Annotated in this window: 18 protein-coding genes; 11 read left to right on the top strand and 7 right to left on the bottom strand. The window is 60.0% G+C overall.

Annotation, left to right across the window (positions count from 1 at the left end):
* Positions 1 to 19: 19 nt before the first annotated feature.
* The 8 genes from I3J13_RS06145 to fdhD all read left to right on the top strand — a co-directional run bounded on the left by I3J13_RS06145 (position 20) and on the right by fdhD (position 9,148).
* On the top strand, positions 20 to 2,236 hold the full coding sequence (locus I3J13_RS06145) for a primosomal protein N' (protein WP_196378284.1): 2,217 nt from the start codon (positions 20 to 22) through the stop codon (positions 2,234 to 2,236).
* A 79-nt stretch (positions 2,237 to 2,315) separates the two neighbouring features.
* The gene (locus I3J13_RS06140) at positions 2,316 to 2,702 is read left to right on the top strand and encodes an AGROH133_08824 family phage infection protein (protein WP_059759919.1); all 387 of its coding nucleotides are present in this window, start codon (positions 2,316 to 2,318) and stop codon (positions 2,700 to 2,702) included.
* Positions 2,703 to 2,963: 261 nt separating this feature from the next.
* On the top strand, positions 2,964 to 3,530 hold the full coding sequence (locus I3J13_RS06135; RefSeq protein ID WP_170988551.1) for a F0F1 ATP synthase subunit delta: 567 nt from the start codon (positions 2,964 to 2,966) through the stop codon (positions 3,528 to 3,530).
* The gene (atpA, locus tag I3J13_RS06130) at positions 3,530 to 5,059 is read left to right on the top strand and encodes a F0F1 ATP synthase subunit alpha (protein ID WP_196378283.1); all 1,530 of its coding nucleotides are present in this window, start codon (positions 3,530 to 3,532) and stop codon (positions 5,057 to 5,059) included. The genes I3J13_RS06135 and atpA overlap by 1 nt, the downstream gene beginning before the upstream one ends.
* A 30-nt stretch (positions 5,060 to 5,089) precedes the next feature.
* Positions 5,090 to 5,968, top strand: coding sequence for a F0F1 ATP synthase subunit gamma (locus I3J13_RS06125; protein WP_035263533.1), 879 nt, complete (start codon positions 5,090 to 5,092; stop codon positions 5,966 to 5,968).
* Positions 5,969 to 5,991: 23 nt separating this feature from the next.
* On the top strand, positions 5,992 to 7,446 hold the full coding sequence (gene atpD, locus I3J13_RS06120) for a F0F1 ATP synthase subunit beta (protein WP_003523533.1): 1,455 nt from the start codon (positions 5,992 to 5,994) through the stop codon (positions 7,444 to 7,446).
* A 130-nt stretch (positions 7,447 to 7,576) separates the two neighbouring features.
* Positions 7,577 to 7,987 (top strand): F0F1 ATP synthase subunit epsilon, encoded by a 411-nt coding sequence (locus I3J13_RS06115; protein ID WP_003492358.1) that lies wholly within the window; start codon positions 7,577 to 7,579, stop codon positions 7,985 to 7,987.
* A 354-nt stretch (positions 7,988 to 8,341) separates the two neighbouring features.
* Complete coding sequence (gene fdhD / locus I3J13_RS06110; protein ID WP_196378282.1) at positions 8,342 to 9,148, top strand: formate dehydrogenase accessory sulfurtransferase FdhD; 807 nt, start codon at positions 8,342 to 8,344, stop codon at positions 9,146 to 9,148.
* Positions 9,149 to 9,193: 45 nt separating this feature from the next.
* Here fdhD and I3J13_RS06105 read toward each other — a convergent pair whose 3' ends face one another.
* From I3J13_RS06105 to I3J13_RS06085, 5 genes are all read right to left on the bottom strand, one after another.
* Positions 9,194 to 10,969: a methyl-accepting chemotaxis protein gene (locus tag I3J13_RS06105; RefSeq protein WP_420867939.1), complete on the bottom strand. Its 1,776-nt coding sequence runs from the start codon at positions 10,967 to 10,969 to the stop codon at positions 9,194 to 9,196.
* Between the two features lie 330 nt (positions 10,970 to 11,299).
* The gene (locus I3J13_RS06100) at positions 11,300 to 11,776 is read right to left on the bottom strand and encodes a chemotaxis protein CheW (RefSeq protein WP_003504949.1); all 477 of its coding nucleotides are present in this window, start codon (positions 11,774 to 11,776) and stop codon (positions 11,300 to 11,302) included.
* Positions 11,777 to 12,042: 266 nt separating this feature from the next.
* The gene (locus I3J13_RS06095; protein ID WP_196378280.1) at positions 12,043 to 16,203 is read right to left on the bottom strand and encodes a translocation/assembly module TamB domain-containing protein; all 4,161 of its coding nucleotides are present in this window, start codon (positions 16,201 to 16,203) and stop codon (positions 12,043 to 12,045) included.
* A gap of 45 nt (positions 16,204 to 16,248) precedes the next feature.
* Entirely contained in the window at positions 16,249 to 18,174 is a 1,926-nt protein-coding gene (locus tag I3J13_RS06090) for an autotransporter assembly complex protein TamA (protein ID WP_196378279.1), read from the bottom strand.
* A gap of 175 nt (positions 18,175 to 18,349) precedes the next feature.
* The gene (locus I3J13_RS06085) at positions 18,350 to 18,601 is read right to left on the bottom strand and encodes a YMGG-like glycine zipper-containing protein (protein WP_003504940.1); all 252 of its coding nucleotides are present in this window, start codon (positions 18,599 to 18,601) and stop codon (positions 18,350 to 18,352) included.
* Between the two features lie 370 nt (positions 18,602 to 18,971).
* On the opposite strand from I3J13_RS06085, the gene hemA reads away from it, so the two are divergent.
* Complete coding sequence (gene hemA, locus I3J13_RS06080) at positions 18,972 to 20,189, top strand: 5-aminolevulinate synthase (RefSeq protein ID WP_003521261.1); 1,218 nt, start codon at positions 18,972 to 18,974, stop codon at positions 20,187 to 20,189.
* A 35-nt stretch (positions 20,190 to 20,224) separates the two neighbouring features.
* Here hemA and dxr read toward each other — a convergent pair whose 3' ends face one another.
* Positions 20,225 to 21,418: a 1-deoxy-D-xylulose-5-phosphate reductoisomerase gene (gene dxr / locus I3J13_RS06075; protein ID WP_196378278.1), complete on the bottom strand. Its 1,194-nt coding sequence runs from the start codon at positions 21,416 to 21,418 to the stop codon at positions 20,225 to 20,227.
* Positions 21,419 to 21,606: 188 nt separating this feature from the next.
* Between dxr and I3J13_RS06070 the strand changes: the two genes are divergently transcribed.
* Both I3J13_RS06070 and I3J13_RS06065 read left to right on the top strand, forming a co-directional pair.
* Positions 21,607 to 22,308 carry a phosphatase PAP2 family protein gene (locus I3J13_RS06070; protein ID WP_020809495.1) on the top strand — a complete coding sequence of 234 codons (702 nt, stop codon included), beginning with the start codon at positions 21,607 to 21,609 and terminating at the stop codon, positions 22,306 to 22,308.
* A gap of 31 nt (positions 22,309 to 22,339) precedes the next feature.
* Positions 22,340 to 23,593: an FAD-dependent oxidoreductase gene (locus tag I3J13_RS06065; protein WP_196378277.1), complete on the top strand. Its 1,254-nt coding sequence runs from the start codon at positions 22,340 to 22,342 to the stop codon at positions 23,591 to 23,593.
* A 6-nt stretch (positions 23,594 to 23,599) separates the two neighbouring features.
* Here I3J13_RS06065 and I3J13_RS06060 read toward each other — a convergent pair whose 3' ends face one another.
* Entirely contained in the window at positions 23,600 to 24,526 is a 927-nt protein-coding gene (locus I3J13_RS06060; RefSeq protein ID WP_020809497.1) for an ROK family protein, read from the bottom strand.
* Between the last annotated feature and the right edge of the window lie 2 nt (positions 24,527 to 24,528).

Below are 24,528 nucleotides of genomic sequence, written 5' to 3'. Positions count from 1 at the left end.
GGGGCATGGTCGCCACATCATGGCAAAAGATTCGTCCGATCTGTTTGGGGCTCTGTTCGACCCGCCGTCGCCCACGCGCACGGTGCCCGTTCTCGTGCCCATGCCGGCGCCGGGGCCCTACAGCTATTCGGTGCCCGAGGATATGGTGGTGGAGACGGGTTCCGTCGTGCAGGTGCCGCTCGGCCCCCGGCAGGTCTTCGGCGTGGTGTGGGACGATGCGGGCGAGAAGGGCGTCGATCCAAAGAAGCTGCGGCCCATCACCAAAAGTTTCGAGTGCCCGCCGCTGAAGGCGGAGATGCGCCGCTTCGTCGACTGGGTCGCCGCCTATACGCTTTCTCCGCCCGGCCTCGTGGCCCGCATGGCGCTCAGAGCGCCCGCGGCCTTCGATCCCGAGCCGATGATCGAGGGGCTGCGGCTGACCGAAGGTCGGCCGGAGCGCCTTACGCCCGCCCGCGAGCGGGTCATGGAACTGGCGGCTGAAGGGCATGGCTGGACGAAGAGCGGGCTTGCCCATGCCGCCGGCGTTTCGACCAGCGTTATCGACGGTCTCGTCAAGCAGGGCGTATTCGAGACGGTGTTTCTGCCGGCGCCGCCTGTCGTGGCCGAACCCGATCCTGATTATGTCGAGCCGCGTCTGGAAGGCCCGCAGAAACAGGCCGCTTCGGAGATACTCGAGGATGTGCGCAAGGGTGGCTTTCATGTTTCGCTGATCGACGGCGTCACAGGTTCTGGCAAAACCGAGGTCTATTTCGAGGCGGTGGCGGAGACGCTCCGTCAGGGCAAGCAGGTTCTCATCCTGCTGCCCGAAATTGCACTGACCGCGGCCTTCCTTGAACGTTTTCAGGATCGTTTCGGTGCGAAACCGGCGGAATGGCATTCGGACCTGTCGCCGCGCATGCGAGAAAAGGTCTGGCGGCAGGCGGTGACGGGCGAAGTGAAGGTGGTGGCCGGTGCGCGCTCCGCACTTTTCCTGCCCTTCGACAATCTCGGTCTGATCATCGTCGATGAGGAGCACGACCCGGCCTATAAGCAGGAGGACCGCGTCTATTATAATGCCCGCGACATGGCGGTGGTGAGAGCGCGGATCGCGGAATTCCCTGTCGTGCTGGTGTCGGCCACGCCATCGGTGGAAAGCCAGGTTAACGGCAGTTCGGGGCGTTATAACACCATTCATCTGCACACGCGGTTCGGCGATGCGGCGATGCCCGATCTGCACCTTGTCGATATGCGGCGTCACCCGCCGGAGAGGGGAGGATTTCTTTCCCCGGTTCTGCTGCGAGGCATCGGCAAGACCATCGAGAAGGGCGAGCAGGCGCTGCTGTTCCTCAATCGTCGCGGTTATGCGCCGCTGACGCTTTGCCGGGTCTGCGGCCACCGTTTCCAATGCCCGCAATGTTCCAGCTGGCTGGTGGAGCACCGGTTCCGCAATCAATTGCAATGCCACCAGTGCGGCCACAGCGAGCCGACGCCCGATCATTGCCCGGAATGCGGCACCTTCGATCATCTGGTGGCCTGCGGGCCGGGTGTGGAGCGCATCGCCGAGGAGGTGGAGAAACATTTCCCGGAAGCCCGCACCATCGTGCTCTCCTCCGATCTCATGGGAGTCAAACGCTTGCGGCTGGAGCTGGAGGCGATCGTCAAGGGCGAGGCCGATATCGTGATCGGTACGCAGCTCGTCGCCAAGGGGCATAATTTTCCGCTGATGACGCTGGTGGGCATCGTCGATGCCGATCTCGGCCTTGCCAATGGCGATCCGCGTGCGGCGGAGCGAACATTTCAGCTGTTGTCGCAGGTGACGGGGCGCGCCGGGCGCACGGGGTTGAAGAGCCATGGCCTGTTGCAGACCTATCAGCCGCAGCACCCCGTCATGCAGGCCATCGTTTCGGGCGATGCATCGGCCTTCTACGAAAGGGAAATCGTGGAGCGGGAAAAAGCCGTTCTGCCGCCCTTCGGACGGCTTGCCTCGATCATCGTTTCCGCCGATACGCGCGGGGAAGCGGAAACCCATGCGCGGGGCTTGAGGGCAGCAGCCCCGCAGGTTGCCGGCATCATGCTGCTCGGCCCGGCGGAAGCGCCGCTCGCGCTCATCCGTGGCCGCCACCGTTTCCGCCTGCTGGTGCACGGGCGGCGCAATTCGGACATGCAGTCTTTTCTCCGCACGCTTCTGGCCAATGGCCCGAAAGAGCGCGGCAGCGTACATGTGCAGCTCGATATCGACCCGCAAAGTTTCCTTTGAACTTTGCCGCCGGGGCGTTTTCCCGCTGTCATGACCGTGTCATAACGCAGCAGGCAGTCAAAATGATTTGGGGAACGAGATGGAGTTTTATTTTCCCGCCGAGTTCGGCGAGCAGCTGGCCTTCGGAGCGGCGGTGGTTTCGGCCGTGATGGGTCTCTTTTTTATGTTTGCGCCGGGTGTGACGCTGCGTGCCTTTGGTCTGCAGCCGGCGGGTGAGCGCAGGGATGGTTATGCGCTTGTGCGTTCGTCGCTTGCCGGGTTCTATCTCGGCCTCGGCGCCGCCGCCCTGCTTCTCGCGCAGCCCATGGTCTATCTCGCCTTTGGTGCGGCTTTCGGCCTCAGTGTCTTTGGCGGCATTCTCTCCATACTCTCCGATGGTGGCGCAACTATGCGGAATTTCTTACTTCTGGTTGTACACTTTCTGCTCGCTGCACTGTCGTTGAGCTACGTGTTCGGGCTGGTCTGAAGCGGGCTTTTTGCCTTTTGTGACGCACAGATGCCGCATCCTGGGCGAAATCGGAAAATTTAAACGCATTCCCCCTTGCCCAAACGGCGCTTTCCGCTATTACGCGTGTTGCGAGTCCCGGCGTCCTATGCTAGACGGACCGCGAAATTGGGAAAAGGCAGGGGGGAATTCCGGTCTTTTTCGGGGAAATTGAAACGATTTCAAGAATTTGATGCGGTGGAGCCCCATCGCTGATGGTCTTGGACGATTAGCAGGGAAAAAGTGCCCGTGGCAGACACCTCCCATGGAACATCCGGTGTAGCGGAAAGGTATGCGTCGTCGCTTTTCGAGCTTGCTTTGGAAGCGGGTGCGGTCGAAGCGGTTCAGGCCGATCTGGATAAGTTCGGCGCACTTCTCGACGAAAGCGACGATTTGAAGCGTCTGGTTGCGAGCCCGGTGTTTTCCGCCGAGGATCAGTTCAAGGCAATCACCGCGATCTGCGAAAAGGCCGGCATTGCCGGTCTCGCTCTCAATTTCCTCAAGGTCGTTGCGAATAATCGCCGTCTCTTTGCCGTTCCCGGCATGATCCGCGCCTACCGCACCATTGCCGCCGCCCACCGCGGCGAAATCACCGCCGAGGTCACCTCGGCACATGCGCTCGACGAGGCGCAGGAAACTGAACTGAAGGCGGCGCTGAAGAGCGTTACCGGCAAGGATGTGGCGGTTTCCGTTACCGTCGATCCGTCGATCCTCGGCGGCCTGATCGTCAAGGTCGGCTCTCGCCAGATCGATACGTCTCTTCGCACCAAACTTTCCACCCTTAAGCTTGCACTGAAAGAGGTTGGCTGATGGATATCCGCGCCGCGGAAATTTCCGCAATTCTGAAAGATCAAATCAAAAATTTCGGCAACGAGGCGGAAGTCTCGGAAGTCGGTCAGGTGCTTTCCGTCGGTGACGGTATCGCCCGCGTCTATGGCCTCGACAATGTTCAGGCCGGCGAAATGGTCGAGTTTCCCGGCGGCATTCGCGGCATGGCGCTCAACCTCGAAGCCGACAACGTCGGTGTGGTTATCTTCGGTTCGGACCGTGACATCAAGGAAGGCGACACCGTAAAGCGGACTGGCGCTATCGTTGACGTTCCTGTCGGCCCGGAACTGCTCGGCCGCGTCGTTGACGCGCTCGGCAACCCGATCGACGGCAAGGGCCCGATCAATGCCGCCAAGCGTTCGCGCGTTGACGTCAAGGCTCCCGGCATCATTCCGCGCAAGTCGGTTCATGAGCCGATGTCGACCGGCCTCAAGGCCATCGACGCGCTCATCCCGGTTGGCCGCGGCCAGCGCGAGCTCGTCATCGGCGACCGCCAGACCGGCAAGACCGCCATCATTCTCGACACGATCCTGAACCAGAAGGCCATTCACGATAATGGCCCTGACGGCGACAAGCTTTATTGCGTTTACGTCGCTATCGGTCAGAAGCGTTCGACCGTCGCCCAGTTCGTGAAGGTTCTGGAAGAGCGCGGCGCGCTGCAGTATTCGATCATCGTTGCTGCTACCGCTTCCGACCCGGCTCCGATGCAGTACCTTGCTCCGTTTGCCGGTTGCGCCATGGGCGAGTACTTCCGTGACAACGGCAAGCACGCTCTCATCGGCTACGACGACCTTTCCAAGCAGGCCGTTGCCTATCGTCAGATGTCGCTTCTGCTGCGCCGCCCGCCGGGCCGCGAAGCTTATCCGGGCGACGTTTTCTACCTTCACTCCCGTCTTCTCGAGCGCGCTGCAAAGCTCTCCGACGAAATGGGCGCTGGTTCGCTGACGGCTCTGCCGGTCATCGAAACCCAGGGTAACGACGTTTCGGCCTTTATTCCGACCAACGTGATCTCGATCACCGACGGCCAGATCTTCCTTGAAACCGACCTGTTCTATCAGGGCATTCGTCCGGCCGTTAACGTCGGTCTGTCGGTTTCGCGCGTTGGCTCCGCCGCTCAGATCAAGGCGATGAAGCAGGTTGCCGGTTCGATCAAGGGTGAACTTGCCCAGTATCGCGAAATGGCTGCCTTCGCCCAGTTCGGTTCGGACCTCGACGCTTCCACGCAGCGCCTGCTCAACCGCGGCGCCCGCCTGACCGAGCTTCTGAAGCAGCCGCAGTTCTCTCCGCTCAAGACGGAAGAACAGGTCGCGGTGATATTCGCCGGTGTCAACGGTTACCTCGACAAGGTTCCGGTCGCGCAGGTCGGCAAGTTCGAGCAGGGTCTGCTTTCCTACCTCCGCTCGGAAGGCAAGGCGATCCTCGACACCATCCGCATGGAAAAGGCTATCAGCGACGATACCAAGGGCAAGCTCAAGGGCGCTCTTGATAGCTTCGCCAAGTCTTTCTCGTAATCAGGGCTCTTTTACTCGGACGGATAACGGATGCCTTCACTAAAGGATCTGAAAAACCGCATTGCCTCCGTAAAGGCGACGCAGAAGATTACCAAGGCGATGAAAATGGTCGCCGCGGCGAAGCTTCGGCGCGCCCAGGAAGCTGCGGAGGCCGCCCGGCCTTATTCTCAGCGCATGAGCGCCGTTCTCGCCAACATCGCCAAGGCGGTCGAGGCGGACGTTGCTCCGGCGCTGATGACCGGCACCGGCAAGGACGACGTGCACCTGCTCGTCGTCTGCACGGCTGAACGTGGCCTTTGCGGCGGTTTCAACTCGCAGATTTCCCGTTTTGCCCGCGATCACGCCCGCAAGCTGATTTCGGAAGGCAAGACGGTCAAGATCATCACGGTTGGCAAGAAGGGTTACGACAGCCTTCGCCGCGAATTTGCAGCCAACATCATCGAGCGCATTGAACTGCGCGACGTGAAGAAGGTCGGTTTCGAAAATGCCGACCAGATCGCCAAGAAGGTGATCTCGCTCTTCAACGCCGGTGAGTTCGATGTCTGCACGCTGATCTATTCGGAATTCAAGTCCGTCATCAGCCAGATCCCGACCGGCCTGCAGCTCATTCCGGCCGCAACGCCTGTTGTGGAAGAGGATGCCGCGACGCAGAACGCCGTCTACGAATATGAGCCGGATGCGGCTTCTATTCTGGAAGACCTTATTCCGCGCAACATTTCGGTTCAGGTTTTCCGGGCTCTGCTCGAAAACGTTGCCGGTGAAATGGGCGCCAAGATGAGCGCGATGGACAATGCAACGCGCAATGCCGGTGAGATGATCAACAAGCTGACGCTTTCCTACAACCGTCAGCGTCAGGCTCAGATCACCAAGGAACTCATTGAAATCATTTCGGGCGCGGAAGCGCTCTGAGGTAAGGAAAGAGGGTAAGGATAATGGCTAAGGCAGCTACCCCCAAGAAAACCGCAGCGGTGAACGGCGCGGGCAAGGTTACCCAGGTTATCGGCGCTGTTGTCGACGTGGCGTTCGAAGGCGAACTGCCTCCGATCCTGAACGCGCTCGAAACCGAGAACAATGGCAACCGCCTCGTTCTGGAAGTCGCGCAGCATCTCGGCGAAAACGTCGTTCGCACGATCGCCATGGACTCGACCGAAGGTCTGGTTCGCGGTCAGGGCGTCGTCAACACGGGTGCGCCGATCGAAGTTCCGGTCGGTCCCGAAACGCTCGGCCGCATCATGAACGTCATCGGTGAGCCGGTTGACGAAGCCGGTCCGATCACCACGGCCAAGAAGCGCGCCATCCACCAGGACGCGCCGTCTTACGTCGAGCAGTCGACGGAAGCACAGATCCTCGTCACGGGCATCAAGGTCGTCGACCTTCTGGCTCCTTACGCCAAGGGCGGTAAGATCGGCCTGTTCGGCGGCGCCGGGGTTGGCAAGACGGTTCTCATCATGGAACTCATCAACAACGTCGCCAAGGCGCACGGCGGTTACTCGGTATTCGCCGGTGTTGGTGAGCGTACCCGCGAAGGTAACGACCTCTATCACGAAATGATCGAGTCGAACGTCAACAAGCTCGGCGGCGGCGAAGGTTCCAAGGCAGCACTCGTTTACGGCCAGATGAACGAACCGCCGGGCGCCCGCGCTCGCGTCGCTCTGACCGGTCTGACGATCGCTGAAAACTTCCGCGATGAAGGCCAGGACGTTCTGTTCTTCGTGGACAACATCTTCCGCTTCACGCAGGCTGGTTCGGAAGTATCGGCTCTGCTCGGCCGTATTCCTTCGGCCGTGGGCTACCAGCCGACGCTCGCAACGGACATGGGCCAGATGCAGGAACGCATCACCACCACGACCAAGGGTTCGATCACCTCGGTTCAGGCCATTTACGTTCCCGCCGACGACTTGACCGACCCGGCTCCTGCAACTTCGTTCGCGCATCTTGACGCAACGACGGTTCTGTCGCGTTCGATCGCTGAAAAGGGTATCTACCCGGCCGTTGACCCGCTCGACTCCACCTCGCGTATGCTTGACCCGATGATCGTCGGCGAAGAGCACTATGAAGTGGCTCGTAAGGTTCAGTCGACCCTGCAGCGCTACAAGGCTCTCCAGGACATCATCGCCATCCTCGGCATGGACGAATTGTCGGAAGAAGACAAGCTGACGGTTGCCCGCGCCCGCAAGATCGAGCGCTTCCTGTCGCAGCCGTTCTTCGTTGCTGAAGTCTTCACCGGTTCGCCAGGCAAGCTGGTCGCTCTCGAAGACACGATCAAGGGCTTCAAGGGCCTGGTCAACGGCGAGTATGACAACCTGCCGGAAGCCGCTTTCTACATGGTCGGTTCGATGGAAGAAGCCATCGAAAAGGCAAAGAAGCTGGCTGCCGAGGCTGCCTGATCATGAATTGGCGGGCGCGTGGCTCTAGCCGCGCGCCCTGCTGACAATGGTGGCGAACCGGAACGGCTTTCGCCTGCGTTGTAAAAGACAAGTCCGTGACGCCCGCGTAATTGAAAAGAAGTGAATAGCCATGGCTGACAGTTTCAAATTCGATCTCGTTTCCCCGGAGCGTCTGCTCGTTTCCGAAACGGTTACGGAAGTCGTCATCCCGGCTACGCTGGGTGAGATGACCGTTCTGGCCAATCATGCGCCGACGATGACCACGATCAAGCCGGGTCTGGTAACGGTGAAGTTCGCTTCCGGCGAGACGCATAAATATGTCGTCTTCGGCGGTTTTGCCGATATTCTGCCGACCGGCTGCACGCTTCTCGCCGAATCCGCCGTTTCGGCCGATGACATGTCCCCCGACACGCTGCAGAAGCGTATCGATGCGGCCAAGGCCGAAATCGAAGAGGGCAATCATCATCACGAACATCTGACCAAGCTTGAAAAGCACCTTTACGAACTGACGAACCTGCATGAGGTTCTCGTCGCTGCTTGAAAGCACCGGGCGGGTTCGAAAGAATGACTGCCCACAAAAAACCTAAAGCAGAAAGCGGCCGCTTCGGTCGCTTTTTTGTTTTGGGCTGTTGCCTCACCATATCAGACGAAGCATGGCTGCTTTCGCATAGAAACCCGTCACTTGGCCTGATCTGAGATTCCGAATGGCGTTGGCGGGATTACATCAGTAGTGGACGTGCGGAAAATGGGTGAGGCAAGGAGCGCCTTCAACGGGTGCACCCGGGAAACCGATTCCGATTTTCAGGGCTTTCGGTTAGATGTGATACCGGGAAGAAATGCTGCTTTGAGATCGTGAGAGAGACGAAGCGGATTTTCGTCATGGAGGAGTGATCGGGTGTCGGCAGAGGCAAGTTACCGAAGGGTCGCAAGAACAGCTTTGCGCGAAGGGGCCATAGTGGAGGGCGAGAGGGCGGTGCCGGAGGAGGTGCCGGTTGCCTTTTCCTATGGCGGCAGCACCCATGCCGTGATGATGGCCAGCCCCGCTGATCTTGTCGATTTCGCGGTTGGTTTCAGTCTTACGGAAGGCATCATATCCACAAGGGCGGAAATCCGTTCCATCGCGGTGATCGAGGCCGGGCAGGGCTTCGATGTTCAGGTGGATTTGCAGGATGCCAATGCGGATGCGCTGAGGGCAAGACGGCGGCATATGGCAGGCCCCGTCGGCTGCGGTCTTTGTGGCATCGAATCCATAGAACAGGCGGTCCGCGTGGTACCGGAGTTGAGCGACGTGGAAGTCTGCGTTGACGGAGATGACATCGTTGCCGCGGTGAAAGCGCTGAATGAAGCGCAAAGCCTCAATCGCGAAACGAGGGCAGTTCACGGCGCGGGTTTCTACAATCCTCAAAAAGGGCTGCTTGCTGTCCGCGAAGATGTCGGCCGCCACAATGCGCTCGACAAGCTCGCAGGTGCGGTCGTCAATGCGGACCTATCGCCCGATAAGGGTATTGTGGTGGTCACCAGCCGACTGTCGGTGGAAATGGTCCAGAAGACGGCCATTCTTGGCAGCCCCATTCTGGCGGCGATCTCCGCGCCCACTGCACTCGCCATCGAAACGGCCGAGAGTTCGGGTGTCACACTTGTGGCGCTGGTGAGAGGTGACGATTTTGAAATCTTCACCCGGGCGGATCGTATCATTCTATAACATTGAGGCCGCCGTTTCCCGGCGGCCCTTGGCTTCAGAGCGGGCCTAGAATTCCGCCCATTCGGCGGCTGCGTTTCCGTGAGACCTTGGCGCGGCGGCATATCGCGGTTGCGGCGTAGAGAGCCGGGTGACGACGGCTGGCTTTTTGTCGGCCGGGCGGGCGGGCGATGCCGATGCCTCGTGGGATATTCTGAACTGCCGCAGCAATTCGTGCAGATTTTCCGCCTCCGTGGCGAGGCCGTGGCTGGCGGCGGTGGTTTCCTCCACCATGGCGGCGTTTTTCTGGGTGGCCTGATCCATGACGTTGACGGCCTGATTGATTTCGCTGAGACCATTCGCCTGTTCGCGCGAGGCTTCAACGATCGCCGAGACATTGGTGTCGATCTCGCTCATCTGCGACTGGATATCCCGGAGCGCGCCGCCGGTTCTGCCAACCAGATCCACACCGTTGGCGACCTGCTCGCGGGAGGTGTTGATGAGGGATTTGATTTCCTTGGCCGCAACGGCGGACCGTTGTGCGAGTTCGCGGACCTCCTGCGCCACAACGGCGAAACCCTTGCCCGCTTCGCCGGCCCGGGCGGCTTCGACACCCGCATTCAGGGCCAGAAGATTGGTCTGGAAGGCGATGTCGTCAATGACGCCGATGATATTGGTGATTTCACCCGAGGAACGGGAAATCGCATCCATGGCGGAAATTGCCTGCTGGACGATGTCGCCGGAATGTTCGGCATGTTCTCTCGTCCGCAGCACCAGCTTGCCGGCCTCGCCGGCGCGCTGGCTGGCATCGGTAACGGTGGTGGTGATTTCCTCCAGCGCGGCTGCGGTCTCTTCCAGCGAGGCGGCCTGCTGTTCGGTGCGCTGCGAAAGCTGATCGGCGGCGATGCGGATTTCGCCGGAGCCCGAGGCGATTGTCGAGGCATTGTGGGCGATGGTCTGCATGGTGGCCTGCAGCTTGGCGACGACTTCGTTGAAGTCCGCGCGCAGCTTTTCCATGCTGGGCACGAAGCTGTTGTCGAGGCGCTGCACAAGATCACCTTCGGCCAGCGCCCGCAGGGCATCGGCAAGCACACTGATGGCGCTCATGCGCGGCGTGACATCCGTGGCGAATTTCACCACTTTGACCACCTTGCCCGCCTCGTCCAGCACCGGATTATAGGCGGCCTGGATCCATATTTCCTTGCCGTTCTTTCCATAGCGGACAAATTCATCCGAGATGAATTCCCCTGCCGCCAGTCGCGGCCAGAAATTGCCATAGGCGGGCGAGGCGGCATACGCTGGATCGCAGAACATGCGGTGATGCCTGCCCTCGATTTCCTTGAGGTCGTAATTCACCGTGGCGCAAAAATTCGGGTTGGCGGTGATGATGGTGCCATCCGGGAAAAACTCGATGGTGGCCTGCGAACGGGAGAGCGCCTCCAGCTTGCCCGCATCGTCCACGGCCCTGATTTTCTTGGCGGTGATGTCGGTGGCGATCTTCACGACCTTATAGGGTTTGCCGGAACGGAAAACCGGGTTGTAAGAGGCCTCGATCCAGATAACCGAGCCGTCCTTGCGGATACGGCGATATTCCTTGGCCTGGAACTCGCCACGGGCGAGAGACTCCCAGAATTCCTGATAGGCCCGCGACGCGGCAAGCTCGCTGTCGCAGAAGATGCGATGGTGCTTGCCGACGATCTCGGTGAGATCATAACCCAGCGCCGTGCAGAAATTTTTATTCGCGGTGAGGATATTACCCTTGAGATCGAATTCTATGACCGCCTGCGATCTCGATATCGCATCGAGCATATTTCTGTTGTCTGCGCTTTTCCCTAACCCCAGCATTATACGTCCCCCAAAAACGGCCCACGGCGCGGCGAGCCGCACAGGATATGCGGTCCACGCCGTATCATGTTGAACAACGAACAGGTTTGCCGCCGAAGGCAGCAATGCAGGCACTTCCGTCTCTCCGCCTCGGTCAGGTATCGGGCCAGCGTGATATTCGTGCCGGCGCGATACTGTTCCACGGCTTTTAATATTAGATATCCATAATATTAAAATGTTCTTATTTAATAAGGCGAGGTAAAGAGTAAAAACAAAACCGCCGGGCGAGTGCTCCGGCGGTCTGGATTGATCGATAGTCTTCGTGTGGCGTGGCCTGACAAAAAGGCCTGATTAGGCCGCGAGATCTTCCGCTTCGGTTCCCTTGAACATTTTCGCAAGGTTCAGGAAGCAGATCATGCCGTGTTCGTTGGCGATGATGCCTTCCGAATAGGACTTGTCGAAGGAGGCCGAGATTTCCGGAACCGGCTGAACCTGGTTTGCCGGGATCGTCAGAATGTCGGAAACGCGGTCGACGAGCATGCCGATGACCATGTTGTGCACTTCCGCCACCACGATGGCGCTTCTCTCATTGGCGACGGTGCTCTTCATGCCGAGCTTGTGAGCCAGATCGATGATCGGAATGACGGAGCCGCGAAGGTTCATGACGCCGATGACGTCTTTCGGCGCGTGGGGAATGGGCGTAGAAGGCGCCCAGCCGCGAATTTCGCGTATGGTCGTCGTCTTCACGCAGAATTCCTGATCATGCAGGCGGAACGCGATGATTTCGAGCGTCTCACCGCCAAAATTGGTAGAGTTAATCATTGCCATCAGAATTCTTCCCAATGCTCGCTGTGGAGGCCGGCGCAAGTGCACCGACACTTGCATATGCGGATTTGGCGTTCTGCCTGGTGCCTGAACAGCCGGAAACAATATTTCCGTCTTCAATGGATGATTTGTATCATCAGATGGTTTCGCAAACCTAAATGCGAAGCGGCGCTGGAGTGTTTTCGCTTTTCTTAGAAACACGAAAATACTCTCTTTGATTTTACGCATTGTCCGGACGTAAAAACCGCCACGCACTTTTACTGGGAATGCTAATATTCTTTCTCGTAAAATATGCCGGCTGCGCCTTCGCCATCGCCGCCCGCTTCCCCGCGTAGCTTCACACCCCGTCCGACATCGAGGTTGATGATGGCTTTTGCGCCGGATTCGCCGCTTTGCTGCAGCTCGAGATAGGTTCTTTCGTTCAGATATTTACCGGCGGAAACACGGGCCTGCCCTTCGGAATCTGTCGAAATATCGAGATCGTCGACGCCGAGATTGCTTCTGAGCTTGTCGAACAGCGAGGTGGAACGCCCGCCGGCCAACTGGGCGGCGGCATCGGCCAGCCTTGCGATCTGCAGAGCCGAGAGTTTCGACATGGACTGGCCGAAGATTAGCTGCGCCATCACCTCATCCTGCGGCAGGGCGGGCGCCGAGGAGAAGGCAAAGGTCGGATCGTTGGCGTTGCCGGAAACGGCCACGGTGATGGTCGTCGAACCGACCGTCGAGTCCGCCTTCATATCGAGGACCGGAACGAGGCCGCCGCCGAAACTGATATTGCCGGTGGTGAAATCGAGGCGGCGAGTGAGGATTTCGAGCCGGCCACGGCGCATTTCGAAGCCGCCGGAAATGACGGGAACGGCCGCCGTGCCACGGATCGTCAGATTGCCCGTGAGTTCCGCATCGATGCCGCGTCCGCGTACGAAGATGCCGCTCGGTGCGTTCACCTGCAGATCGAGATTGATGGTGGACGAGCTGCCGCTGCCGCCCTGATCAGCCCCGAGCGCCTTGGCCTGCGCGCGCACCTTCGGTGGCGCGTTCTTGTGCTTGACATCGATTTCCGTCAGCGAGGCCGGAAGCTTTTCCGGAATGGTGATGGCGCTTCTGTCCAGCGTCAGGTTGCCGCCCAGCACGGGGGAATTCAGCAGCGGGCCCTTCAACGTCAGCGTGCCGCTTACCACCGTCGTCACCAGCGTGCCGTCATTATAACCGGCGCGATTAAGCGTGATCGATATATCGGCGGGGAAACCAGAACCACCGGCTATGCCGACGCTGCCGGTTCCCGAGATCGTTCCGCCGCCGGCCAGCTTGCCCGTCAGTCGCGAAATGACGGCGCGGTCACGGTCGAAGGTGATGGTGGCGCCCAGATCGTTGATGGTCAGGTTCCGGCGCACGTCGGTCAGGCGCGTACCATCGGTGGTGATGCTGCCAGTAACGACAGGTGCGGAAGCGCTGCCGGAAATCTTCACATCGATGGCGGCGGTGCCGTCCACATCGAGGCCCTGCGCTGCGGTTTGCGCTGCGACGGCGGAGAAGGGCAGCCTGCCGGAAAACGCCATGGAAAGCGGACGATTGCCGGCGACGCCGAGCGAGCCGCCGCCGGAAAGCGACATGCCGCCCTGGCCGGATACATTGGTGTCGATCTGCAAGGTGCCGCCGGCAAAACGGCCGTTCGCCTTGATGCCGAGTGCGGCGAGGCCTGCCGCACGTGTCTGCGCGACCTCGGCATTGGTCCAGTTCAGATTGTAATCGACCGCGGGGTTCGATGCCGCACCCTTGGCGCTCACTGTGCCGGAGATGCTGCCTGCCGCATCCAGCCCGGTGGCGAAGGCATTTGCGAGACTGGCGGGCAGCGAACGGATATCGGCATTGATGTCGAGCGTCGACCCGGCGCTGCCGTTGACCTCGACGCGTCCTTCACCCGTGATGATGGTCAGATCGGAGATGCGGGCCGTGCCGCTCTGGATGGCGATGGTGCTCGGTTTTTCAAGGCGAACGGCAATGCCCTTGGGGGCGGCGGAAAAGGCGTCGACGCGCACCGTCATGGGCGATCCACCGGTCTCAGCACTGCCCTTTACCACCAGCGGCGCATTGTCGTAACGGCCATTGACGTCGAACTGGGTCGTCGTGCCGGAATGGCCGATGGTGGCATTCAGGCCTGATATCGCGGCGGCGCCGGCATTGACGCTGTCGGCGCTGACCTTGCCATTGATGGCGAGAGCCTGAAGATCGTCGATGGAAATATCGGCGGCGAGTTTGGAGATCGTTGTCGTGCCCTGGCGGATGCTGCCGCCATTGGCCTTGATCGTCGCGGCAATCCGGCCATTGGCGTTGCTCAGGGCGATGTCGCCGGCAATATCGCCATCCGCCTGCTGCGCGGCGAGGGCGGCGAGCAGGGCAAGGTCGGGGAAATTGAAGGAGAGATTGCCCGATGGCAGGAATTGCTGCGAGAATTGCAGCTGGCCGTTCAAGATATTCCGGCCTACGGCCACGTGCAGCTCGGGGATGGCCGTGCCGTTTTCGGTCTGCACCACATCGGCATTGGCGTCGATCTTCTGTCGGTCGAGGCTGCCGCTGGCGGTGAGCTTTGCCTGAGGCGCGGCGGGATCGGCCTTGCCCGTTGCATTGACCTTCAGCGATTCGAGTGTTCGTCCGGCAAGGATTGCGCTTTCGGAACTCAGGGTGACGTTGAAATCCGGTGCTGTTAGCGCGCCGCTGGCTTCGATTGCAAAATCGGCGACGCCCTTCGCCTGTGGCGTCAGTTTTTCAAGAGCGGGAAATTTACCCGTCAGGCTGGCGCTCAATGCATCATTTTCGAGGCCGACATTGCCGGTCGCTTCGATGGTTCCCGACTTGACGACGAGGTTTTCAAGGCTGGTGCGTCCGCCAATGGTCACGTCGATATCGCTCTGGAGGGCGATGGTGGTGTCGAACTTTTCCGCGAGAGCCGGTGGAAGGGTGGCGGGCAGCGCGAAGAGCTGCACGCTGGAGGTCAGGCGATTGCCGGCAAGATCGAAACTGCCGTTCAGGGTTCCACCGACACTGGCGCTTTCCAGCGTTGCGCCGTCGAAGCCGATGGCTGACGAAGTGAGGCTGAGCGGCGCCTTGATGGTGAGGGGCGCCCGCACCAGCCGGTCGATATCGGGGCTGACGAAGGAGGATTGCGCCACGGACAGCACCGTCGCGATCGTGCCGCTGCGGCTGGCGATGTTGAGATCGGCGCTCTCGGCCGTCAGCTTGACGTCATCGAGCCTGCCTTGCGGCAGGGAAAGGCTGCGCAACGATACCGTCGTGTTGAGATGCGCGGCGTCTGCACCGCCCTTGAGGGAAAGATCGAGGCCATTGATGAGGGCCTGAACCTCGCCATTCTCCAGCGGCCAGCGAAAATCCACGGGGCCGGCGGTGCCGATGAGATTGGCGGCGAGATCGTTCTGACCGTTCGGATCGACCGTGCCTGACGCCGTCAACAGCAGGGTGCCGGTCTCCAGCGTGCTGCTGCCGATTTCGATACGGCCCTGCGGCGAAAGCGTGGCGTTTGCGTCGAGCTTTGTCTCGCCAGCAAAAAGCTGGCGGAAGGCCGGAGGCAGTAGCAGATCGGGCTGGCCGCCGCCTGCAATTTCGATACGGCGGGTGCCATCATCTGCAAGAAGGTGGCGGCCGGTGACGTTGACGACAGGGTTGCCGGCGACATTGCCGCGCAGCGTGCCCGTCCAGTTGGAAAGCGGGCCTTCGCCGTTGAGGTCTATCGCCACCGCAGGTGTTCCCGGAAGAGAAAGCAGCGTGGCGAGAAGACCGCCTTCGGGCTCCTTCATCTCCGCTTTCAGCTTCAGGACATTTTCATTCGGAAGGAAGGCGATGTCGGCATTAACCTCCGCATCCGGCGCATTGAGCCGATGGGCGGTGAGCGATAGCCGCATATCGTCCTGGGCAGCCGTCAGGTTGCCTTCCGCGTTCAGGTCGAAGGGACGGCCGAGAAGCGATTGGCCAAGGCTGATATCGGGAAAGCTGAACTTGTCGACGGCGATTTCGATCGGCAGCGAGGAATTGCTGGAGCTCTTGGTCGATGTCTGCTCCGGGGCAAGCGGTTTGCGCTCGACATCGATCGATCCGGCCGAGACCCGGTCGGCATGGAAGGTGCCGGCAAGCAGCGAGAGCGGCGACCAGTCGACGGCGATCTGGTTCACGCGGGCATAGGGTCCCTGCCGGTCTGAAAGGGTGACATTGTCGAGCCGCAGGCGGCCGGTCAAAAGGCCGCTCGGGGGCGAAATCTCGATTACCTGATCGGGCGTGGAAACGAGCGATGAAATCTGCTTTGCGGCGATTCTTGCGCCCATCGGGGTAAAACCGACGAACAGAACCGCAAGCAACACCAGCACCACGCCGCACAAAGCAGCGTAGCCCAGCCATTTCAGCAATCGAATCAACGTTTTCATAAAGGGTAATCTACACTCTGTTGCAAGGGTGTTCGACTGCGGCGTTTAAAAAGACTGACCGATGCCAGCATAAATGCCGAAACTGTTGCCGCCATCGTATTTGTCGAGCGGCATGGCGACATCGAGACGCAGAGGCCCGAAGGGCGTCGCGTAACGCAGGCCGATACCGGCGCCAGCCCGGATATCGGAAAAATCGGGTGTCACGTCTTCCGAAACCACACCCGCATCGATGAAGGGGACGATGCCGATCGTATCGGTGACCTTGATGCGGGCCTCAACGGAGCCGACGACATAGGAGCGGCCGCCCGTCGCATCGCCGGCGGCATTATAGGGCGATATTTCCTGATAGCTGTAGCCGCGTACCGATCCGCCGCCGCCGGCATAAAAGCGCCTGGTGGTGGGTATGTCCTGCAGATCGCTGCCACCGACCAGCACGCCACCGGAAAGCTTTCCAGCCATGATCAGCCTGTCCTCGGCGCCAAGTCCCTTGTAGCCCGAAATGGAGCCTTCGAAAGAGGAAAAGAAGGTGCCGTTCAGTGCTTCATAGCTCGGCTTGGCGGCCACAGAGGCGCGAAAGCCTTCGGTCGGGTTGAGCTTGTCGTCGCGTGTATCACGAACGAATTCCAGCGGGATGGAGGTGGTGAGATATTCGTTCTTGCCGAATGCGTCTTCCGTATCGGCCCATTGCACCTCGAGGCCGGCTGCGGCTGTATCGGTATCGTTCAGCTCGTAGGCGAAACCGGCGGTGCCCGTCACGGTCTTGGCGTCGTATGTATCGGGGTGTTCGGTCTTGGCAATCAGGCTGGTCTTGAAGGTGGTGCGCGGGTTGAACATGCCGGGCTTGGTGAAAGTGATGCCCGCCGAATAATCCATGCCTTCGACGCTCGATGCCTCTGCGATGCGCGAAACCGAACCTTCGATACGCAGCGATTCGGCCTGTCCGAACAGGTTTCTGTGGCCCCAATAACCCTGAAGGCCGATGCCTTCGGTGGTGGAATATTGCGCGCCGACGCCGAAATAGCGGTGCTTGCCTTCCGAAACCTCGATGGTAAGCGGAATGGTGCCGTCGCGCGAAAGCGTTCCCGCTTCCTTGATGGTCAGGCTGGAAAAGACGCCGAGCTGCCGCAGCCGGTCGGCGGCCTTGCGCAGTTTTTCCGGCGAATAGGGCTCGCCGCCATTGAGGCGCGAGTAACGGCGGATGAAATCGCCGTCGACGGTTTTTTCGCCCGTGACGGTGACCGTACCGAGGGGCGCCACCGGACCGCCTTCGGCCGCCATGGTAATGTCCACCGTGTTTGTCGCGTGATTGGCGACCGCCTCGCGTTTTGTCAGCTTCGCAAGCGGACGGCCTTCGGCCTTCAGATCATCGATCAGCTTGTTGCCGGCGCGGATGATGGCGAGAGAACCGGCGTCGCCGCCGGTCGTCAGGCCATATTCCTCAAGGTTGCGGCCGGTGACATCGCCTTCAAGCCTGACATTGCCGAGTTTGAAGACCGGGCCGGGCGTAACCGTGATGACCACGGGCACCGGAGCGGAATGATCGAACACCGGATTGGGCGGCAGGCTATCCACATCCTTGCCGGCGACGGTCACCTTGACGATGCCGCCATAACGGGCGTTTTCATAAAGCGCCGCGATCAGCCTGTCCCGGTCGTCTCTTGCCTTTATCAGAAGGCCAAGATCGCCGGAGGCCGGTTTGTCCTTGTCGGCAAGAAGCAGCGAACTGTTTTCCAGGCTGTCTTTCAGGGAACTATCGGCGTCCGTGGCATCGAGCGTGACGGCGTATTTGACGGGGTTGATAACCTCGACCTCCGGTTCTTCCGAACCCCAGAGGCGCATGCCGAACAGTTTGAAGGCAAAGGCATCACGGGTAAACGCCGGATACAGGGCGAACGTCACAGCAATCGCAAGCGCGGTGCCAGCTTTCCGATACGCAATACCTGTCTTCGGGTTAGTTCGTGTTCTTCGCATAAGCTGCTTTATGGTTGAGCCTTTATTGTCGCCCTAACCCGTTTCCTGTCCGTTAACATTGCAATTTAATCATAAATAAACGGCTTTGAGGACCCTTGCGCTTGTGTTTTGCCGCCCAAAACGCAAAAAGCCCCGGTTGACCGGGGCTTCTGTGCAACGGTATTTCGCGAAGCGATTAGCGGCAACGCGCCGTGTAACGCTGACCGTACTGGTCGCGATAATAGCAATAGCCCGGTTCGGAAGCATTGCCGATGAGGGCACCGCCCACGCCGCCGATTGCCGCACCCACTGCCGCGCCACGAACGTTGCCCGTGATAGCTCCACCAATAACAGCACCGGAAACGGCGCCGATGGAAGCTCCCTTTTCAGTCTGCGTGCAGCTTGCAAGCGACAGGCCGACGAGCGCAAATATGATTGCCTTTTTCATGAAACTCTCTCCAACGTTACAATGAGCTCTTCGGCTCGGTAGGCGTCCCATATTTATCTGCGGCGACTGCTACCTCCGACCGCCACAGATAACTAACAATTCGATGTCGTTTAGGGAAGCCTCCTCTTTCGGCATTCCTCCGAGCGTAAATCGATTGCGTCCCAAACAACGGCGCGGCGTAAAAAAGGTTCCAAAAATCCGGGTTTTTTGATGTGAATCAATTTTGTACTTTCCATCGGGTTCTATAAACGGTTTATTGGAATGGTTCAAAACAACGGCGAATTGACGCAGACGCGGTTAATGTGGCCCGCAAGGGTTGACGGTCCCGGTGTCGAGGCAGAAAACGATCTGGTCAATTCTGGAGCATGGCATGGACTTCGAGGCATTTTTCACGACGGAACTGCAAAGCCTGCATTCTGAGGGACGCTATCGCGTTTTTGCGGATATCGAGCGCCAGCAGGGCAATTTCCCCCGTGCGACACGGTATAACGCTAATGGCGAGCGCAAGGATGTGACCGTCTGGTGCTCCAACGACTATCTCGGCATGGGCCAGAACCCGAAAGTCATCGAAGCCATGAAGGCCGCCATCGATCACTGTGGCGCGGGTGCGGGAGGCACCCGGAATATTTCTGGCACCAACCACTATCACGTCCTGCTCGAGCGCGAACTTGCCGATCTCCACGGCAAGGAATCGGCGCTGATTTTCACCTCGGGTTATGTCTCCAACTGGGCCACCCTCGGCACGCTCGGTCAGAAAATTCCGGGCCTGATCATTTTCTCGGATGCGCTCAACCATGCTTCGATGATCGAAGGCATCCGTTACGGCCGCTGCGAGCGGGTGATCTGGAAGCACAACGATCTCGAAGACCTCGAAGCCAAGCTCAAGGCGGCGGATCCGAATGCGCCGAAGCTGATCGCCTTCGAATCCGTCTATTCGATGGATGGCGATATCGCGCCGATCAAGGAAATCTGCGATCTGGCCGACCGTTATGGCGCCATGACCTATCTCGACGAAGTTCATGCCGTTGGCATGTATGGACCGCGCGGCGGTGGCATTGCCGAGCGCGAAGGCCTGATGGATCGCCTGACGATCATCGAGGGAACGCTCGGCAAGGCCTTCGGCGTCATGGGCGGCTATATTACCGGTTCTACGGCGGTTTGCGACTTCATCCGCTCCTTCGCTTCCGGCTTCATCTTCACGACGGCCCTGCCGCCGTCGCTCGCCGCAGGCGCGATTGCTTCGATCCAGCATCTGAAGGCAAGTCCCTTCGAGCGCGCGCGCCATCAGGACCGGGTGCGCAAGCTGCGCGGCCTTCTGGACGCGCGCGGTATTCCGCACATGGACAACCCAAGCCACATCGTGCCTGTCATGGTGGGCGATGCCGCCAAGTGCAAATGGATTTCGGATATCCTGCTCGACAATCACGGTGTCTATGTGCAACCGATCAACTATCCGACCGTGCCGCGCAAGACCGAGCGCCTGCGTATTACGCCGACACCGCTGCACAGCGATGCCGATATCGAGCATCTGGTCGGCGCGCTGCACCAGCTCTGGTCGCATTGTGCGCTGGCGCGCGCGGTGGCGTGAGGCCGCAGTTTAGATAAGAGAAGACCGGGCCGCGTTTACGCGGCCTTTTCTTTGGTGGCGATCAATTCGCGGGCGTGACGACGGGCCTCCTCATCCGCTGCGAAGACATCTTCAATCGTGGCGGCGGAGCGGCCGTCATGCATGCGGTCCATGACCGTTTCGACGATCTCGGCCATATCGAGAAAACCGATATTGCCCGCAACGAAAGCGTGAAAGGCGGTCTCTTCGGCGGCATTCAGGGCGGCGCCCTGCAAACCGCCGCGCTCCAGCGCGGTGCGGGCCAGACGGATCGCCGGGAAACGGGCTTCATCCGGCGCTTCGAAATCGAGCCGCGCCAGTTTTGCGAAATCCAGCCGCTCGACACTCAGATTGCCGCGTTGCGGATAGGTGAGGGCATAAGAAATAGCGGTGCGCATGTCGGGAGAGCCGAGCTGGGCGATATAGGAGCCGTCGGTGTAACCCACCATCGAATGGATGATCGACTGCGGGTGGACGATCACCTCCACCTGATCGGGCCTCAGATCGAAGAGATATTTCGCCTCGATCATTTCCAGCCCCTTGTTGAACATGGAGGCGCTGCCGATGGAGACCTTCAGTCCCATCGACCAGTTGGGATGGGCGCGGGCGATATCCGCCGTGACATTGGCCATCTCCTCGCGCGACCAGGTGCGGAACGGGCCGCCGGATGCGGTCAGCACGATGCGTTCCACGGCCTGCTTATGTTCGCCCGTCAGGCATTGGAAGATTGCGCTGTGTTCGCTGTCGACCGGGATCAGCCTGCCGCCGCCCTGCTTGACCGTGCGCAGAAAAACATCGCCAGCCGAAACCAGGCATTCCTTGTTGGCGAGCGCTATGTCTGCGCCACGTCGCGCGGCTGTAAGAGTAGGCGCAAGGCCGGGGGTTCCGGCAATCGCCGCCATCACCCAGCCGGCATCCGTCGACGCGGCTTCTTCGAGGCCCGATTTGCCCGCCGCAACCTCGATGCCGGTGCCGGCAAGGGCCGATTTCAGCGCTTCGTATTTGTCGTCCTCGGCGGTAACCGCCAGCCGCGCGCCGAATTCCCGCGCCTGTTCCGCCAGAAGCGCGATGTTGCCCGCGCCGGTCAAAGCCGTGATCTCGAATGCGTCGCGGCCACCCAGCTGGCGGACGACATCCAGCGTATTGGTGCCGATCGAACCGGTCGAACCCAATATTGTCAGCTTGCGTGGCATTTCACTGGCATTCGTCATTTTCAGTCCGTCGGTCGTTTCCAGTTCGCACCTCTCGGTGCACGTCGTTTTCCCGAAAACGCTATACACTTTCGGGCAACATTCCTTAGCCTCTACCCGCGAAAACCAGCCATAACAAGGACAAAGCCCGGGCTATTGTTTTTGCGGAAGGCAAAGCCATATGCAAGAAAAACAATGAGAGGATATCGATGCGACGTTTTCTGGTTTCCAGCGGGTGGATTTTTGCGGCAAGCCTTGTGCTGGTCCTTGTCTTCATTCCTTTTGATCCGCGGCTTTCCGAAAGCGCGCAGGCGCTGCCAGGGGGCGTGGTCTCCTTCAATCGCGCCATTACCGATTTCGGAACCTTCCGCTGGATGCTCTATTCTACCGGCCTTCTGGCGATATTGGCCTATGTCGCCGCACGGGTTTTAAAGGCGCAGACCTATAATGGACGGCTGAGGACGGCATGGCGGCTTCTTACCTATTTCTTCCTGACGATCGGAACGGCGAGCATTCTCGTCCATACGCTGAAATTCCTGATAGGACGGGCACGGCCGGAGCTTCTGCTGGAAATGGGCGCCTATAGCCTCACCCCATTTACCGGCGACAATCTCTATGAAAGTTTCCCCTCAGGCCATTCGACCGCCGCCGGGGCGTTTTTCGGCGCTTTCGCCATGTTGATGCCGCGCTTCCGCTGGGCGTTTCTCCTGCTTGCCCTTGTCATCGGTGTTTCGCGTGTCATCGTCGGCGCACATTATCCAAGCGATGTCGCCGCCGGGCTTTTGCTCGGCATGTGGACGGCCATGGCCTTCGCCTTTATCTTTGCCCGGTCCGAAATGCTGTTCCGGTTCGATGCGCAGGGCTGGCCGCAGCCGAAGAATGCAAACCTCCCGGCGGCGGATACACGATAAAGACCTAAAGCGGGATGTAGGGGGGAAGGTGATGGAAGAAGCGACAATCGCGCCGGAAAATGACGGCAGGGCCGTTCAGCACATCCGCACGTCCGTCGCCGTGGCCGGTGGCGGGCCGGCGGGCATGATGCTTGGCCTGCTGCTTGCGCGCAGCGGTATCGATGTCGTCGTCGTCGAGAAACACGGGGATTTTCTCCGCGATTTTCGCGGCGACACCATCCACCCTTCGACGCTTGAATTGATGGAGCAACTTGGTTTCATCGATGAGTTCCTGAGCCTGCCGCACACGCGTGCGCCAAGGCTGAATGCGGTTATCGGCGGCGAGCGTATCACGATAGCGGATTTTTCCCGCCTGCCGGTCCGCCATCGCTTCATCGCCTTTATGCCGCAATGGGATTTTCTCAATTTCATTGTCGGCAAGGCGGGGCAATATGAAAATTTCCGATTGCTGATGAATGCGCCGGTGACCGGACTGATCGAGCGCGGCGGCCATGTCGGCGGTCTCACGGTCAGCACACCGGAAGGCATCATCGAGATCGAGGCCGATCTGGTGGTGGGGGCGGATGGGCGCAACTCCACCGTCCGCGAGGCGGCGGGGCTGGAAGTGCAGCGTTTCGGCATTCCGACCGAAGTGCTGTGGATGCGCCTTTCGAAACAGCCCGACGATCCGACGGAAACCATGGGGCATGCCGGCTCGCGGCAGGGTTTCGTCATGATCAACCGGGGCGATTACTGGCAATGCGGTTATGTGGTGCGAAAGGGATTTTTCGCCGACATAAAGCTGCAGGGAATTGAAGCCTTCAGGAACAGGGTTGCGGAAATCTGCCCTTTCCCACGCGAAAGGCTGGATGAGCTCAAGAGCTGGGACGATGTGCATCTCCTCACCGTCCGTATCGACCGGCTGAAGCGCTGGTGGAAACCCGGCCTGATCTGCATCGGTGATGCGGCCCACGCCATGTCCCCCGTTGGCGGTGTCGGCATTAACCTGGCCATTCAGGATGCGGTTGCGGCGGCCAATATATTGGTGCCGGTGCTCGTGTCCGGCCGGGCCATTGCCGATGACGATCTCGCCGCAATTGAAAAGCGGCGATCCTTCCCGACCAAGGCCACGCAATTTCTGCAGCGGATGATGCGTATCGGCGGCAAGAAGGGCCGGGCCGATGCGGAAAAACCGAAAGGACCGCCAGCCTTTGTGTTGGCCATCATGCGGTTTCCGCTTCTTTCCCATTTGACCGGCCGGTTGGTGGGACTGGGTTTTCGCCGGGAAAAGATCGAGACGATGTGATGCCGCTCAGGCAGTGCCGGCGGCTTCTTTCTCATATTTCAGCCCGATAACGGCGGATCCGATCAGCCCCGGCTCGATGCGGCAGATGGCGGGTACGACGAGGGGGCGGTCGAAGCGCCTGAGAATGCGGCTCCTTACCACCTCGTCCAAAGCGGCGAGAAGCGCCTTCGAATTCGAAAGTCCACCGCCGACCGGCACGATGGTTGCGCCGGTAACGTTGATCACCATTGCCAGAGGCGAGGCGAGAATATCGATAAGGACATCGATGGTTCTTGCGGCCTTCGGATCGCCCGCCTGCCAGGCCGAAATAATATCTTCGCTGGTCATCGCCTGCCGGTGAAGATGCGAATGCAGTTTTTCCATGCCACGCGCGCTGCCGATTGCGTCGACGCAGCCGGTAAGCCCGCAACCGCATTCGAAACGCGGCAGCGAAACCGGTGGATTTCCGGCCAATGTCGCGGCCACCGGCCCATGTCCCCATTCGCCGGCGAAACCGCCGTCGCTGTTGATGAGCTTGCCGTCGATCACCAGCCCGCCGCCGACACCCGTTCCGAGGATGACGCCGAAGACCACGCGATGACCCCGTCCGGAACCGATTTCCGATTCGGCGATCACGAAGCAATCCGCGTCGTTCGATACGATGACGGGAAGGTTCAGCGCCTTTTCCAGCTCGTCCTTCAAGACCCTGCCATGGATGCTCTGAATATTGGCGACAGTGGCCTTGCCGGTGTCGGGATCGATGACGCCGGCAATCGACAGCGACACGCAGGCGGGTGTGCCGCCGCTATTGTCGATGACGGATTTCAGCCCGGCGGCGAAGTCTTCGAAACTGGTCTTGGGCGTCGGGATACGCGGCACAGGCCGAATATCGTCGGGAGCGTAGGCAATCGCGCCCTTGATGGTCGTTCCGCCTATATCGAAACAAACGATCATGA

The organism is Agrobacterium leguminum, assembly GCF_015704895.1.
Classification (GTDB): domain Bacteria; phylum Pseudomonadota; class Alphaproteobacteria; order Rhizobiales; family Rhizobiaceae; genus Agrobacterium; species Agrobacterium leguminum.
This window is presented reverse-complemented; position numbering and strand designations above follow the sequence as displayed.

What these genes read in the sequence shown, in the direction of transcription:
- I3J13_RS06100 (WP_003504949.1), bottom strand. Translation starts at nt 11,776, where the DNA reads ATGGCAATGATTAACTCTACCAATTTTGGCGGTGAGACGCTCGAAATC.
- I3J13_RS06125 (WP_035263533.1), top strand. Translation starts at nt 5,090, where the DNA reads ATGCCTTCACTAAAGGATCTGAAAAACCGCATTGCCTCCGTAAAGGCG.
- I3J13_RS06085 (WP_003504940.1), bottom strand. Translation starts at nt 18,601, where the DNA reads ATGAAAAAGGCAATCATATTTGCGCTCGTCGGCCTGTCGCTTGCAAGC.
- dxr (WP_196378278.1), bottom strand. Translation starts at nt 21,418, where the DNA reads ATGACGAATGCCAGTGAAATGCCACGCAAGCTGACAATATTGGGTTCG.
- I3J13_RS06105 (WP_420867939.1), bottom strand. Translation starts at nt 10,969, where the DNA reads ATGCTGGGGTTAGGGAAAAGCGCAGACAACAGAAATATGCTCGATGCG.
- I3J13_RS06070 (WP_020809495.1), top strand. Translation starts at nt 21,607, where the DNA reads ATGCGACGTTTTCTGGTTTCCAGCGGGTGGATTTTTGCGGCAAGCCTT.
- I3J13_RS06140 (WP_059759919.1), top strand. Translation starts at nt 2,316, where the DNA reads ATGGAGTTTTATTTTCCCGCCGAGTTCGGCGAGCAGCTGGCCTTCGGA.
- atpA (WP_196378283.1), top strand. Translation starts at nt 3,530, where the DNA reads ATGGATATCCGCGCCGCGGAAATTTCCGCAATTCTGAAAGATCAAATC.
- I3J13_RS06145 (WP_196378284.1), top strand. Translation starts at nt 20, where the DNA reads ATGGCAAAAGATTCGTCCGATCTGTTTGGGGCTCTGTTCGACCCGCCG.
- atpD (WP_003523533.1), top strand. Translation starts at nt 5,992, where the DNA reads ATGGCTAAGGCAGCTACCCCCAAGAAAACCGCAGCGGTGAACGGCGCG.
- I3J13_RS06115 (WP_003492358.1), top strand. Translation starts at nt 7,577, where the DNA reads ATGGCTGACAGTTTCAAATTCGATCTCGTTTCCCCGGAGCGTCTGCTC.
- I3J13_RS06095 (WP_196378280.1), bottom strand. Translation starts at nt 16,203, where the DNA reads ATGAAAACGTTGATTCGATTGCTGAAATGGCTGGGCTACGCTGCTTTG.
- hemA (WP_003521261.1), top strand. Translation starts at nt 18,972, where the DNA reads ATGGACTTCGAGGCATTTTTCACGACGGAACTGCAAAGCCTGCATTCT.
- I3J13_RS06090 (WP_196378279.1), bottom strand. Translation starts at nt 18,174, where the DNA reads ATGCGAAGAACACGAACTAACCCGAAGACAGGTATTGCGTATCGGAAA.
- I3J13_RS06065 (WP_196378277.1), top strand. Translation starts at nt 22,340, where the DNA reads ATGGAAGAAGCGACAATCGCGCCGGAAAATGACGGCAGGGCCGTTCAG.
- I3J13_RS06060 (WP_020809497.1), bottom strand. Translation starts at nt 24,526, where the DNA reads ATGATCGTTTGTTTCGATATAGGCGGAACGACCATCAAGGGCGCGATT.